Annotated in this window: 9 protein-coding genes and 1 other annotated feature; of the genes, 4 read left to right on the plus strand and 5 right to left on the minus strand. The window is 54.5% G+C overall.

Going from position 1 to position 14,356, the window contains the following annotated elements; all coding sequences use genetic code 11:
• Positions 1–25: 25 nt before the first annotated feature.
• A complete protein-coding gene (locus tag MKZ07_RS19040) occupies positions 26–1,852 on the minus strand; it encodes a sensor histidine kinase (protein ID WP_341027150.1) in 1,827 nt (608 codons plus the stop codon).
• Positions 1,853–2,007: 155 nt separating this feature from the next.
• Here MKZ07_RS19040 and MKZ07_RS19045 point away from each other — a divergent pair, with 155 nt between their 5' ends.
• The 3 genes from MKZ07_RS19045 (at position 2,008) to MKZ07_RS19055 (ending at position 5,175) form a co-directional block, all read left to right on the plus strand.
• Entirely contained in the window at positions 2,008–2,898 is an 891-nt protein-coding gene (locus tag MKZ07_RS19045; protein WP_036694888.1) for a carbohydrate ABC transporter permease, read from the plus strand.
• Positions 2,898–3,734, plus strand: coding sequence for a carbohydrate ABC transporter permease (locus MKZ07_RS19050; RefSeq protein ID WP_036694887.1), 837 nt, complete (start codon positions 2,898–2,900; stop codon positions 3,732–3,734). The genes MKZ07_RS19045 and MKZ07_RS19050 overlap by 1 nt, the downstream gene beginning before the upstream one ends.
• A gap of 124 nt (positions 3,735–3,858) precedes the next feature.
• Positions 3,859–5,175 carry an ABC transporter substrate-binding protein gene (locus tag MKZ07_RS19055; protein WP_036694886.1) on the plus strand — a complete coding sequence of 439 codons (1,317 nt, stop codon included), beginning with the start codon at positions 3,859–3,861 and terminating at the stop codon, positions 5,173–5,175.
• A gap of 493 nt (positions 5,176–5,668) precedes the next feature.
• Here the strand turns inward: MKZ07_RS19055 and MKZ07_RS19060 are convergent, their stop codons facing one another.
• The 3 genes from MKZ07_RS19060 to MKZ07_RS19070 form a co-directional block, all read right to left on the minus strand.
• On the minus strand, positions 5,669–6,976 hold the full coding sequence (locus MKZ07_RS19060) for an Nramp family divalent metal transporter (RefSeq protein ID WP_036694885.1): 1,308 nt from the start codon (positions 6,974–6,976) through the stop codon (positions 5,669–5,671).
• Positions 6,977–7,560: 584 nt separating this feature from the next.
• Positions 7,561–9,264, minus strand: coding sequence for a glutamine--tRNA ligase/YqeY domain fusion protein (locus tag MKZ07_RS19065; RefSeq protein WP_036694884.1), 1,704 nt, complete (start codon positions 9,262–9,264; stop codon positions 7,561–7,563).
• Positions 9,265–9,346: 82 nt separating this feature from the next.
• Positions 9,347–9,610 (minus strand) — a binding site (T-box leader).
• A gap of 72 nt (positions 9,611–9,682) precedes the next feature.
• A complete protein-coding gene (locus tag MKZ07_RS19070; RefSeq protein ID WP_036694883.1) occupies positions 9,683–11,251 on the minus strand; it encodes a tetratricopeptide repeat protein in 1,569 nt (522 codons plus the stop codon).
• A 116-nt stretch (positions 11,252–11,367) separates the two neighbouring features.
• Between MKZ07_RS19070 and MKZ07_RS19075 the strand changes: the two genes are divergently transcribed.
• Entirely contained in the window at positions 11,368–12,564 is a 1,197-nt protein-coding gene (locus tag MKZ07_RS19075) for an oxalate decarboxylase family bicupin (protein WP_341028047.1), read from the plus strand.
• 105 nt (positions 12,565–12,669) lie between these two features.
• Here MKZ07_RS19075 and MKZ07_RS19080 read toward each other — a convergent pair whose 3' ends face one another.
• Positions 12,670–13,959 (minus strand): arsenic transporter, encoded by a 1,290-nt coding sequence (locus MKZ07_RS19080; RefSeq protein WP_036694881.1) that lies wholly within the window; start codon positions 13,957–13,959, stop codon positions 12,670–12,672.
• Positions 13,960–14,356 lie beyond the last annotated feature (397 nt).

Raw genomic sequence — 14,356 nt, forward strand, 5'->3', positions numbered from 1 at the left:
TCTCTATTCGCAAAAGCCGCCGGAATTAACCGTCTATCTCCTCCAGCGGAATAATCAGCGTAACGGTAAGCCCCTGGCCGTCTTCATTATTCTTAAGCTGCATTTCCGCTGCGCTGCCGAACTGGAGCCGCAGCCGGGCCAGCACATTGTACAGGCCGATCTCCTCCTGGTCCGGCTGGCTGCTGCCTCTGAGACAGGCCGTAATCTCCTCCAGCCGCTCCGTGCTCATGCCCCGGCCGTTATCCTTCACGGCAAGCACCAGCCTGGCCGCCCCTTCCAGCCTGCACTCTATCTGGATCAACCCCCCGCTTATGCCGTCAGCGAAGGCATGCTTGAAGATATTCTCCACAATCGGCTGCAGGATCATCTTCGGCAGGATCAGCTCCAGAGCCTCCGGCCCCGCCTGAACCACAAGCCGCAGATTCTCTTCGCCGAACCGCTCCGTCTGGAGAATCATATAGTTCTGCACATGCTCAATCTCATCACGCAGCGGTACTTGTATACGCTCGGTATTCATCGAGTAACGCATCATGCTGCCCAGGGAATAGATGAGATCATACACCTTCGGCGCATTATAGCGCAAGGACAGGCTGGCGATGGACTGCAGCGCATTGTAGAGAAAATGCGGGTTCACCTGGGCCTGGAGCGCCTTCAGCTGATTCGTTTTGTTCGCCAGCTCCAGCCGGTATTCCTTGACGATCAGCTCATTGATCGTGCGGGTCATGCCGGTGATCTTGCGGGTGAGCAGCCCGAACTCGTCCTCCCGCTCGGCATCCATATGCGCATCCAGCTGGCCGGTCTGCACCTTCTGCGTGAAGTGAATCAGCTTCTTGATCGGACGGGTGAAGCCGATGGAGATCAGCACGGCACTGATGCCCCCGATCAGGAGGAACAGCAGTCCGATACCCATATTGAACCGGGTAATCACCCTTGCGTCTGTGTAGAGATCCTCATAGGGCACCAGCTTGATAATGCTTCCGCTGAACAAAGGGGCCTTGATCTGCTTGAACATTACAATCCCCTGGAAGCCGTCCTTCTTCCAGGTGAAATGCCCGCTGTCCTGCTCTGCGGGGAGACGGCTCCAGCCCGCTGCCACCGGCTTCCCGATCCAGTCCGGATCGGAGGCGAACAGCGCCTCGCCTTGCTCATTCAGCACATACAGGCGTTCTGTGTCCGAAGTGTACATCGACTCCACAATCCCCTCCAGCTCCCCCAGCGTATAATCGATCGACAAATCTGCCAGTACACTGTCACTAGGGGTCCGGTAAATGGGAAAATGGGCCGTAAAGACCGGCACGCTCCCCGGCTTCAGATTGGGGAAACCGGACTTCACTCCGTATTGATGATCCATATGCGTCACTTCGAGATACGGGCGGTAAGTCCCTCCAGCTTGCCCCTTGGCGGCATAGTCTGCATTATCCTCACGGCGGAAAAATCCCTTAAGCAGCAGATTGGACTGCCTGGCGGCCCTCACATACAGATGAATCTGATACGTATTGCGGTCGGAGAGAAACAGATTGTACAGCTGGGTAGAGATGATCGCCCGGGTGTCTGGCAGTATGGTGCCGGGCGGGGCCTGGGCGGGGCTTTTGGCGGTAAGCAGAGTGGTGTAGAAGGAGCTGGGAACATTGATCCCGCTGTAGAGCGACATCGCCTGCTGGTTCATGCCGCTGAAATAACTCCGGAGATTCGCCTCCCCCAGCGTCAGCAGCTTCGTATTCTGCTTCACGGACTGGTCCGTAACCGACTGCCTCGTATAGAGATAAGAGAAGGTCACAGAGATGCCTGACGGGATCACTGACGCCAGCAGCACTAAGGCCATCAGCCGTGTCCGGATGCTGTTCTTGAACATGGGGGAACCTCCTACAAGTTGTGTGAGCCGTATATCCTGCAATATAATCCACTTTTTCCGGCATGAAATGAAGTGTTGGCAGTGGCCCGGGCTTTCTATAATCAAGCTGTGAACCCGTAGATATCTTACCCAAACTTACCCAAAGGAGAGTCCATATGAGAAAAACTCTAGGTATGCAGCGAGGCTGGGGACAGCAAATCGTATTTCTCGGCCCCTGTCTGCTCTTTTTCCTGACCATTGTAGTCACCCCGTTCTTCCTTGGCTTCTACTACTCCTCCACCGACTGGAACGGGCTGGATCTGGACAAAGCGGTCTGGACCGGCGCGGCCAACTGGAAACGGATTTTCATGAATGACGATAAGTTCTGGGAGTCCCTGGTCTTCACCCTGCGCTTCACCGTGATCTCAGTTGTGGCTGCCAACGTGCTTGCGCTGCTGCTGGCCTTCATTCTAATGACGACGCTGAAGACGAAGAAGCTGCTCCGTACCGTCTTTTTCATGCCCAATGTGATCGGCGGCATTCTGCTCGGCTACATCTGGCAGTTCATCTTCACCAAGGGCTTCGCTACAATCGGCGAGCTGACGGGGCTTTCGTTCTTCCAGCTGCCCTGGCTGGGCACGCCAAGCACCGGGTTCTGGGGTCTGGTCATCGTGTTCGTCTGGCAGACGGCCGGTTATATGATGGTCATCTATATCGCCGGGCTGGCCGGGATTCCGAAGGATCTCATTGAAGCTGCCCGCATAGACGGTGCCCGCGCTCCCCAATTGTTCAAGAGCGTCTACATCCCGCTGATTATGCCGGCGATTACCATCTGCCTGTTCCTGACGACCTCCAATGCCTTCAAAATGTTCGACCTCAACCTGTCGCTGACCAAAGGCGGGCCGGGCACCTCGACCCAGTCGCTGGCCTATAACATTTATGCGGAGGCATTGATCAACAACCGGTATGGCCTGGGTACAGCCAAAGCACTGCTCTTCTTCGCCGCCGTCTCCCTGATCACCGTTACCCAGGTCTGGCTTACCAAACGAAAAGAGGTGTCCGCTTAATGAACAGCAGCCGCTACCGCCCGGGCAACTTCATCCTCGAAATTGCCGCCATTCTGCTGGCTATTGTCTTCCTGTCACCGTTCTATCTGGTCCTGAGCAACTCGGTTAAGGGACTGAAGGACATCCTGATCGATGCCGCTTCCTGGCCGCAGGTGTTCCACTGGAGTAACTATTCCAAGGTCTGGGATGCCATTAACTTTCCGCAGGCCTTCTTCAACTCTCTGACAATTACGATTCTAAGTGTAATCTTCATCGTCCTGTTCAGCTCGATGGCCGCTTACCAGATTGTGCGCAAGCCGACACGCTTCAATTCCTTCGTGTTCCTGCTGCTGGTCTCGGCGATGATCATTCCGTTCCAGTCACTCATGCTGCAGTTGGTCCGGGTGACGAGCCTGCTTGCGCTGCGCGGCGAGCTGTACGGCATTGTGGCCTGTTACCTCGGCTTCGGGATGCCGCTGTCGGTCTTCCTGTTCCACGGGTTCATCAAAACGGTGCCTCTTGAGCTGGAGGAAGCCGCGCGGGTGGACGGCTCGAATCCGTACGGCGTGTTCTTCCGGATCGTCTTCCCGCTGCTGCTGCCGATTATTGTAACCGTCATTATCCTGAATACACTATGGATCTGGAATGACTATCTGCTGCCTGTCCTGGTGATCGGCGGGAATAAGGATCTGACGACCCTGCCCGTAGCTGTGACCAAGTTCTTCGGACAGTACACCAAGAAGTGGGATCTGGCCCTTGCCGGTCTCGTTATGGCGATCACGCCTATCCTCTTGTTCTTCCTGTCGCTCCAGCGTTATATTGTGGAAGGCGTGACGGCAGGCTCCATTAAGGGATGATCTTAGGATCGGCTTTCCTTTGCAGCAATAATATCCACTTTTTCGAGCAACATATGAAGTGTAAGTCATCTATCAATTCCATTACGCTCTAAGAGCAGGAACCACAGACCAGGGAGGTTATTCTATGAAAAGAAAGTTCGCGTTCATCATGGCAACCGTTTGCACCCTCATTATCGCAGGTTGCGGGAACAGCGGCAATACGAATTCCGCAGGCAATGGAAGCGCTACGAATGCTCCTAACGCGTCAACCGAATCGGCAGCACCGGAAGCCGGCAAAGCGCCTGCCAAGGATGTTACGATTAAAATGTTCCAGTTCAAGGTGGAAATTGCCGAGCAACTGAATGCACTCGCCGAAGAATACGAGAAGGAGACAGGCGTGAAGGTGGAGGTCGAAACGCACGGCGGCGGTGAGGATTACGGTGCACTGCTGAAGGCGGAGATCGCTTCCGGCTCTGAGCCTGAGATTTTCAATAATGGCGGGTATACAGCCCTTGTTCCTTACATGGACCGTGCCACTGACCTGAGCAATGAGCCTTGGGCCGCCCAGCTGATCCCGACCGCCAAGACACCGGCAACCGTAGACGGCAAGCTCTATGGCATGCCTATGAATGTTGAAGGCTACGGGCTGATCTACAACAAGGATCTGTTCGCCAAAGCCGGCATTACAGAAGAGCCTAAGACACTTCCCCAGCTCAAGGACGCCGTAGCCAAGCTGAAGACCGCTGGCATCACACCGTTTGAAGCCACCAATGAGTGGTGGTCCATGGGGATTCACCTCGTTAACGTAGGAATGGCGCACCAGCCTGATCCGAAGCAGTTCATTGACGATGTGAAGGCAGGCAAACAGACCATCAAGGGCAACGCCGTCTTCAAGCAATGGCTGGATCTCGTAGATGTGATCATAGGCAATGCCCAGGACAACAAGATGACTACCGATTATGCGACTCAGGTGGCTGAATTCGCCTCCGGTAAAGCTGCCATGATGCTGCAAGGGAACTGGACACAAGGCGATATCGACAAAATCGATCCGGCCCTGAACCTGGGCCTCCTCCCGCTCCCGATTAACGGCGAAGAAGGCACCATCCTGGTGGGCGTGCCTAACAACTATATCGTGAACAGCAAATCCGCACATCCGGAGGAAGCCAAGGCCTTCCTGAACTGGATGGTCAGCTCGGAAACGGGTCAGAAGTATCTGACCAAGGAATTCAAGTTCATCCCGGCGGAAGCGAACATCACTGCAGACGCCGCTGATATCGGCCAGGTCGCCGTTGCCGTGCAGGAGAAATCCGGGAACGCGCTGGGCTGGAACTGGGATATGTTCCCTGACGGCGTCACCCAGGGCTTCGGCGCAGCCATGCAGGAATACCTTGGCGGCCAGCTGAACCATGACCAGCTGCTGGAGAAGCTGGACAAAGCGGTACAGGATATTGTGAAGCAATAGCAGCAGGCTGATCCTTTAACAGAAAAGAGGTGTCTTCAGAAGCCGGCAAACGGCAAATGAGACACCTCTTTTGTTATGCGCATGTTACGTACGACGCCCGGTGTGCACGCTCCGTAAACGGAATGTTGTTCCAATCGCTCTTGTATCCAGATTTTTTTCATTCCCCTAATCGGTGAAAATCCGGATACAAAGGCGACCGCTCCGCTTCTCCACAATCATTCCGCCCGCTCCGCTGTTTAAGAGGGGGGGAGTTACAAACACAGATTCAAATGCACTTCTGCTCTTCATTTACGTTCGCCGCTATCTCTTGCCAATTCTGAGCGTTTTCTCTCACGGACCGATTGTATAGATAGCATTGTTGCACATCATGCAGGATTTCAGCATCAGTCGCTTCTATGGGGCAGTATTGTTGCACTTCTTGCAGGATTTCTCGAAAAGGTTACTGGCTGTGAAGCATAGAGCCCATACTTCAGCATTCAATTCCATGCACAACTTACACAAACATCTCCACTATCAGGAACAGGTTCAGCGCGACCACCAGAGCGGAGATGATCCAGCCAAGGATGGTGGTGATCCGGTGGTTCACCAGCCCCTGCATGATCCGGCGGTCACTGGTGAAGATGACGAGCGGAATCAGGGCGAAGGCAATCCCGAAGGAAAGGACAACCTGGCTCATTACCAGTGCGCTGGTTGCGTTAACGCCTAAGGCGATGATGGCGAGCGGCGGAATAATAGTGATCGCCCGGCGGAGGTAGAGATTGATTTTTTTATTAATGAATCCCTGCATGACCACATCACCCGCCATTGTGCCCACCGACGAGCTGGACAGACCTGCGATCAGCAGGGCGAGGCCGAAGGAGATTGCCGTAACAGGCCCCGCCAGATTGCGGAACTGCTCGAAGGCGATATCCAAATCCTCGACCACCAGACCGTTCTTGAAGAACAGTGCGGCTGCTACAATGACCATAGCCATATTTACTGCACCGGCAATCAGCATAGCAATCAGAATGTCGATGAATTCCAGCCGGAAGATCTGCTTCTTCTCACGCTCATCAATTCCGATTACACGGCTCTGGGTCAGCGAAGAATGTAGATAGATTGCATGGGGCATGACCGTTGCACCGAGAATCCCCGCAGCCAGCAGCACGCTGTCCACACCTTCGAATCTGGGAGTAAACATTCCGGTAAGGATGCTGCCTGCATCCGGCTTAGCCATAATGACCTGGAATGCAAAAGCCAGCACAACAATCATCACCATACCGGCGATTCCGGCCTCAAGCGTGCGGTAACCGCGCCGCTGCAGCTCCAGAATGGCAAATGACCCTACAGCGGTAATCAATGCAGCCGGAAGCATCGGTATGCCGAACAGCAGATAGAGTCCGAGCGCTGCGCCGATGAATTCAGCAAGATCGGTGGCGATAATGACGATTTCACTCTGAATCCACAGGAAGATCGACACGCCCTTCGGGAATTGCTCCCGCGCGATCTCAGGCAGATTCTTGCCGGTAGCAATGCCTAGCTTGGCGGATAAGGATTGAATTAGTACGGCCATCAGATTCGAGGCGAAAATGACCCAGAGCAGCAGATACCCGTATTTCGAGCCTGCGGTAATATTAGTGGCGAAATTGCCGGGGTCCAGATAAGCTACGGAAGCTATAAATGCCGGGCCCAGAAAAGGAAGAAGTCTCTTCAGTCCTTTGACATCTCCGTTAAGCACCGATTGTGCCGAATGTTTGTTAGTATGAACTGTATGACCCTTTAGTATAGGGGATGATTCTACTGCGGTATTTTGCTCCATCATGTTCTGTCCTCCTCTTGCCCGGAAAAAGTTGTCTATATACACGAAAGTTTCCCTGGTGCAACATTCGATCTGGTTTTATTATAATCCTCAGAATGAGAATTGTAAATGTATTTTCACTGGGTTTTCATACGCTGCCTGGGCTATGCCCTACTCGCCTATCCTCCACCCATATTATGTAATCCACCCCTATAAAGTGAGGCTCATGCCTTATGTTATTACCCGCTCCTACAATCGGGTGGACTCCTCTGCTGGAGGTGATTGTACTTTGTGCAATTGATTACACAATAAATTGCGATATAACACACTCTGTTGTATTTCATACATTTGATTGCCGGTTTTTTGTTATCAAAGACCATTTTCCAATAATCTGCTGTATAAAATACAATAGAAGCTGTATTGGGGTCGATTTTAATGAAATCTAATGTACAAAGTGCAGGCAGCTTGGCAGACACATATGCAAATCAGCGATGCTCCTGTAACAGGGGCATCGCTGATTGTGTAACTTTTTAAGCTTTTAATAAATTGCCTTGGCGCAGCCAGTGCATACAGCGTTCGCAGAATGTGTGTGAGAGGTCTTGTATTTATTACGCTTCAGCGGATGTGGCCGTGTTGCCCCTCCAGGTATCCTTAAGCGGGACGATTCGGTTGAACACCAGCTTCTGAGCTGTGCTATGCCTGCTGTCGATGCAGAAATAGCCATGACGCAGGAACTGGTAGGTATCCCCGGGCTTAGGGTTACCCGCAAGCGGCTCCAGCAGGCAATCTGTAAGCAGGGTTACGGAACCCGGATTGATGTATTCCTCCCAGCTCTCGCCTTCCTCCTTCGGCCCGTTGTTATCCGTCAGCAGCTGCTCATACAGATATACGTCACTCTTCAGCGCATGAGCAGCCGAGACCCATTGCACGGTCCCCTTCACCTTCCGGCCGCTGAGTGTACCGCCGCTCTTGGTCTCCGGGTCGTAGGTGCACCGCAGTTCGAGGATGGCCCCCGTCTGCGCATCCTTAATCACCTCATGGCAGCGGATAATATAACCGCCCTTAAGCCGCACCTCGCCGCCTGGAACCAATCTGCGGAAGCCCTTCACAGGCACCTCCATGAAATCAGCCCGCTCGATATACAGCATACCGGAGAATGGTACCTCTCTTGAACCCAGCTCAGCATTCTCTGGGTTGTTAGGGATCGGAAGCAGCTCAGAGGCCCCGGCTGCGTAATTTGTAAGCACGACCTTCAGCGGGTCCAGCACAGCCATGACAGCCGGCACTTTGGCCTTAAGATCCTGTCTCAGGCAATGCTCCAGCAGCGAGAAATCCACCATGGCCGTATTCCGGACCATCCCGATCTCCCGGACGAAATCCCTGATGCTCTCCGGCGTGAATCCCCGTCTGCGCAGCCCGCTGAGCGTGGGCAGCCGCGGATCATCCCAGCCGTCCACATAGTTCCCGGCAACCAGCTCCCGGAGATACCGCTTGCTAGTGACCACTCCCGTCAGGTTCACCCGGCCGAATTCCCTTTGCCTCGGGGCTTCCGGGATCTCCAGCTCCCGCAGCACCCACTCATACAGCGGCCGGTGATCCTTGAACTCGATCGAGCACAGCGAATGTGTCACCCCTTCCAGCGCATCCTGAATCGGATGGGCGAAGTCATACATGGGATAGATGCACCAGGCATTGCCTGTACGGTAATGCCCTGCATGAATAATCCGGTACAGCACCGGATCTCGCAGATTCATGTTCGGCGAAGCCATGTCGATCCGCGCCCGCAGCACTTTGGCACCGCTCGGATATTCCCCCTTGCGCATCGCCCGGAACAGCCGCAGATTCTCCTCCGGCGTGCGGCTGCGGTAAGGACTGTCCTGCCCTGGCCCGGTTAAGCTCCCCCGGTAAGCTGTCACCTCCGCTGCCGTCAGATCACAGACATAGGCTTTGCCTTTCAGAATGAGCGTCTCTGCCCTGCGGTAGATCTCCTCCGAATAATCGGAGCCGTAGTAGATGTGCTCCCCGGGACTGCAGCCTAGCCATTCAAGATCACGGATGATCGCCTCCACGTATTCCTTATCCTCTTTGAGCGGGTTGGTATCATCGAAGCGCAGGTGGAAGCATCCGCCATATTTACGGGCGATCCCCACATTCGTGTGGATGGCAAAAGCACTCCCGATATGCAGATAGCCATTGGGCTCCGGTGGAAACCGGGTGCAGATCTCCCGGCTGAAGGCTCCCGCCTCCACATCTTCTCTAATGAGCCTATCCATATAATTCTCCGGCAGAGCCGGTCCATTATTCTCTGTCATTCCAATCTCCTCCTGTTCATGGGTGGTACGCCGCTTTTATCTGGATACAACAAAAAAGAACCTCACCTCCAAGACCGTAAGTCTTGGGGACGAAATTCTCGCGGTACCACCCCAGGTTTATTAATATGTCACCATATTAATCTCATCAAGTACGGCGCTGCCGTCCGGCAGGGCTTATACTCTAGCTCTATAACAGGAGCTCCTGTCGTACCATCCCCGGCTGCTGCCTGGTTCCGGTAAGCCGCTCAGAGGCTTGTTTCCATTCAGTCCTCCCTGCTCCTTCACACCAGCCGGAGCTCTCTGTGAGGGAAGAACCTGAATGTACTCTTCTCATCATCGCGTTTAAATTATTGGATACAGAATATCAAATCTCACGCCGGGTGTAAAGTACTTACGCCGGGCTGCCGGGAGCAGCATCCTAAGCGTCTGCCGGGTCCAGGCTCAATGCAGCCAGCAGCTCCAGCGCTTCCTCATGCTCCGGCTCGATCAGCAGGGACCTGCGCGTATAATCCAGCGCCGCTTCATCATCCTCCTGCTCATAGCTGCAGATTGCCAGGCAGTACAGCACGGTAATTACCGGCTCCTCCCTACTTGTCGCAAGCGAATGCTCCAGGAAACGGCGGGATTCCCCGTACTGCTCCATCTCGAACAGCAGCAGGCCGCAGTCCAGCGCCAGATCATACTTTTGCGGCATCGGGTAGAAGCCCCGCCACATCCGGTCGATCCCCCGCTGAAGGTCCAGCAGCTCCTCGTCGCTGGCATCCGGCAGCAGCGCTGAGATGCGCTCGGCGCTCTGAATGAACAGTTCCGCGTCATATCCCCCCAGCCGCCAGAAGGCCAGGATCTGCTGCATGCCGATGGTGTCGTAATTCTTGTCGATCCACACCTTCAGGCTGAAGAAATCATCCGGCCCGAACCGCTCGACAAACCGCCGGTAGGCCAGCCGGGTATGCGGATGCAGCATCGGCTCCTCCAGCATCAGGATGCAGCCCACATTGAGATTCTTGTAATGATGCTGCGTGAACTGGGACAGTGCGCCCTTCCGTTCAAAATAATGCACCAGCGCATGATAATTCGCCGTAAGCGAGATGCTGCCGTGGTGAATCAGCTTCGGCGGCTCGGCGAACTCCCAGTTCTCCAGCCGGTGGTCTCCCTTATCGGCAGTGAGCAGCAGGAAGCTTCCCCGGGAGAGTGCCCCCAGACGCTCCATGCAGGACAGGGCTGCCTCCGGGAACAGCACATGTGAATCCTCCAGCTTGTCCAGATAGAACGAGATCACTTCATGATAAGGATACGAGCTGTCTTCATAGCCCGCTGCATGCTTGTAATGGTATTCCGGCACCAGATCACGAAGCACCTCGGACGGCCCCATCGTAGCAGACTGCTCAGGATATTTCAGCGAGACCTCACATTCATAGATCTTGCCTTCATCCACATAGAGCAGCTCCTGCGGGATACTGTCGAAGAAGTAGTTGGCGATCACCATCAGCGGCTGCCCCAGCTCCCCGGGCTTAATCACCAATCCGCTCTGCGTTAAGGAGAGCTCCGTATCCCGGACCGCATCAAAGCGGGCAAAGTCAAGCATTCCCTGCTCTACAAAAGGCTTCAGCCCCTCATGCTGCTGCCAGCCCTCAATGTTCTTCCAGGGCAAATCGCTCATCACGTAACGGAACGGCGGCAGCAGCACGCCTGCATACTTGATCAGCTCACACAGCTGCTGGAGCACATGGAACGCCAGACGCCCCACTCCTGCACCCAGTTCCAGCACCACTACCGTCTCTGTAGTGAATCCCTTCTGCGCACGGTCCTGAAGAAAGCCGAAGATGATCTCCGCATACGCCGTTCCAATCATCGGATTGCTTGTAATATACTGCGGAACCTGGTCATTGGCCCAAGCCTGGAGACCCAGCTGTTCATAATAGGTGCGCTGCAATTCCCATATAGGCGCTTCGCTGAAGCGGTAGCGTTCTTGTCCACTTAATGTCATTGGTTCTAACCCTGCTCTCTGATTATCGTGCGGATCTTTGTCCGGTAGTCAAATATTATCACATTTGCGCATATATTTTCTTGAAATGCTGTGCGTTCCAGAAAGGAGCCTATATGATGAATCCTGAGCATCCCCGTTCTCCAGGCCAGCCCGTCATTCCCCAGCCCATACGCAGTGACGGTGCAGGCAATATCGACCTGGGTCCTCGTGACGTCATGTGCGACCGGGAGAATCCCGATATGTTCGTTCCTCCGGTCACGGACAACGGGCTGATCCCGAATCTGAAATTCTCATTCTCCGACGCCCATATGCAGCTGAATCATGGCGGCTGGTCCCGTGAAGTGACGGTCAGGGAGCTGCCGGTGGCCACTACACTTGCGGGCGTAAATATGAGTCTGACGCCGGGCGGTGTACGTGAGCTGCACTGGCATCAGCAGGCGGAATGGTCCTACATGCTGCTGGGCAGCGCAAGGATTACAGCTGTAGACCAGAATGGCCGCAACTTCATTGCCGATGTCGGTCCCGGCGATCTGTGGTATTTCCCTCCAGGCATCCCGCATTCCATTCAGGGTCTGGCTGAGGGATGTGAATTCCTGCTTGTGTTCGACGACGGAGGCTTCTCGGATCTGAACACCCTGTCCATCTCCGACTGGTTCGCCCATACGCCGCGCGAAGTCCTGTCCGCGAACTTCGGTGTACCTGAATCCGCTTTCGCCTATCTTCCCAAGGAGCAGGTGTATATCTATCAGGATCAGGTGCCAGGCCCGATTGCAAGCCAGCGGATCGAATCGCCTTACGGGGAGATTCCGCTGAGCTTCAAGCACCGGCTGATGGCTCAGCCGCCGCTCAAGACACCGGGAGGCAGTGTGCGGATTGTCGACTCCAGCAATTTTCCCATCTCCCGGAATATCGCCGCAGCCCTGGTAGAGATTGAGCCCGGGGCGATGCGGGAGCTGCACTGGCACCCGAACAATGACGAGTGGCAGTATTACCTCAGCGGGCAAGGACGAATGACCGTCTTCGGAGGGGACGGCGATGCCCGCACCTTCAATGTCAGGGCTGGGGATGTCGGCTATGTGCCTTTTGCACAGGGGCATTATGTTCAGAATACCGGCACAGAGACGCTCTGGTTCCTGGAGATGTTCCGCAGCGACCGGTTCGCCGACGTCTCCCTCAACCAGTGGATGGCGCTCACGCCAAGGGAACTGGTCAGCAGCAATCTGCATGCCGGTCCGGAGCTGATGAACGCCCTGCGCAAGGTGAAATGGCCTGTTGTGAAGTACCCGGAGCAGGAACACGGAAAGAAGGAATGATCTGGCTTAGAATGTAAAAAAAGAGCGGTCAGACTAAGGTCTGGACCGCTCCTTGTATATTGTGACATGGGGTCGTGGCCCCTTGTTCGCTTATGCAGCTCCTGATCAGAGCCACCTCAGCTCCAGATATAGACCCAGTAACGTGATCAACAGTGTGGGAACGGTGAGGATAATGCCTATTTTGAAATAGGTGCCCCAGGAGATCTTCACACCCTTGCCGGACAGCACATGCAGCCACAGCAGGGTGGCCAGTGAACCGATCGGTGTAATCTTCGGACCCAGATCCGAACCGATAACATTGGCGTAGATCAGAGCCTCCTTCACCAGACCCGCGGCATGTGCGGTATCAATGGCCAGCGCCCCGATCAGCACCGTCGGCAGATTATTCATCACCGAGGAGAGCAGCGCGGCCAGGAAGCCCATCCCCATCGTGGCTGCGAACAGCCCGTGCTTCGCAATTCCGCCGATCATTTCTGCGAGCACATCCGTCAGTCCCGCATTACGCAGTCCATACACTACCACGTACATGCCAATGGAGAAGAAAACAATCGCCCAAGGCGCTCCCTTGACCACTTCCATCGTCTTCACGTAAGGACTTCTGCGGGCCATCAGCAGGAAACAGATTGCGATTACTCCTGCTACCACGGATACCGGAATGTCCAGGAATTCACTGACGAAATATCCGCCTACCAGAAGCGCGAGTACGAACCAGGATAGCCGGAACATCCGCTGGTCCTTGATAGCATCGCCCGGAAGCTTCATGCCAGCGGTGTCATACTCCTTCGGGATACTGCGGCGGAAATACAGATATAAGACCAGAATGCTTGCTCCAAGCGAGAACAAGGTCGGTAGCCACATATGTCCTGCATACTGCATGAAGGTGATACCAAAGAAATCGGCGGATACAATATTAACCAGATTGCTGACGGTCAGCGGCAGCGAGGTGGTATCGGCAATGAAGCCGCTGGCGATAATAAAAGGAAAGACTTTGCGCTCGTCAAGATTCAGCGCCCGGACCATCGCCAGCACAATCGGTGTCAGAATCAGCGCTGCCCCATCATTGGCGAACAGCATCGCCACGACTGCACCCAGCACGATCACATAGATGAACATCAGCGTGCCGTTGCCGCGTGCCGCCGCCGCCATATGCAGCGCCGCCCACTCGAAGAAGCCGACACGATCGAGAATTAAGGATATTAGAATAATCGCTACGAAGGCAAGCGTCGCATTCCATACAATCAGCGTCACATCACGAACATCGCCGAAGCTGACCACTCCTGCCGCAAGCGCGAGAATCGCCCCGCCGCAGGCGGACCAGCCAATCGATAAATTCCGCGGCTGCCAGATCACAAAAACTAAAGTCACAACAAAAATCAGGCAGGCTATTACAACCATAATTCAGCCCCCCATTTGATCTGCAGCATTCCCCGATGCACTCCTTACAGTAGATATAAATATAAGCCAATTTATATATACTAAAGCAGCCTCATCCGAAGTACAAGATAAAAATAGCTGGAAGGTTCACCTGCGTAGCACTAGGCTGTTCAGCAGCATTGCCACCCCGCCCAGCTGGCGTCTGCTGCAATAATATTTATATGCTTAAGTACTAAGTGTATGTATGAATACATAGGCTGGATTATGGGGAACGAAGCAGCTTCTTGGAGAGGAGATGCAGGTCCGGAAGAGCCATCCTTGTTACGGGATTGGAGGTTCGGACTACCATGAGTACAGACCAGCTCATCGCACTGCTCGTTCTTGTTATTATGATTGTACAGCTTGCCGTCAAGAAAGA

The organism is Paenibacillus sp. FSL P4-0338 (genome assembly GCF_038002365.1).
GTDB lineage: Bacteria > Bacillota > Bacilli > Paenibacillales > Paenibacillaceae > Paenibacillus_AQ.

Excerpts from the sequence above, each read along its gene's own strand:
- MKZ07_RS19040 (WP_341027150.1), bottom strand. The coding sequence starts at position 1,852 with ATGTTCAAGAACAGCATCCGGACACGGCTGATGGCCTTAGTGCTGCTG.
- MKZ07_RS19045 (WP_036694888.1), top strand. The coding sequence starts at position 2,008 with ATGAGAAAAACTCTAGGTATGCAGCGAGGCTGGGGACAGCAAATCGTA.
- MKZ07_RS19050 (WP_036694887.1), top strand. The coding sequence starts at position 2,898 with ATGAACAGCAGCCGCTACCGCCCGGGCAACTTCATCCTCGAAATTGCC.
- MKZ07_RS19055 (WP_036694886.1), top strand. The coding sequence starts at position 3,859 with ATGAAAAGAAAGTTCGCGTTCATCATGGCAACCGTTTGCACCCTCATT.
- MKZ07_RS19060 (WP_036694885.1), bottom strand. The coding sequence starts at position 6,976 with ATGATGGAGCAAAATACCGCAGTAGAATCATCCCCTATACTAAAGGGT.
- MKZ07_RS19065 (WP_036694884.1), bottom strand. The coding sequence starts at position 9,264 with ATGACAGAGAATAATGGACCGGCTCTGCCGGAGAATTATATGGATAGG.
- MKZ07_RS19070 (WP_036694883.1), bottom strand. The coding sequence starts at position 11,251 with ATGACATTAAGTGGACAAGAACGCTACCGCTTCAGCGAAGCGCCTATA.
- MKZ07_RS19075 (WP_341028047.1), top strand. The coding sequence starts at position 11,368 with ATGAATCCTGAGCATCCCCGTTCTCCAGGCCAGCCCGTCATTCCCCAG.
- MKZ07_RS19080 (WP_036694881.1), bottom strand. The coding sequence starts at position 13,959 with ATGGTTGTAATAGCCTGCCTGATTTTTGTTGTGACTTTAGTTTTTGTG.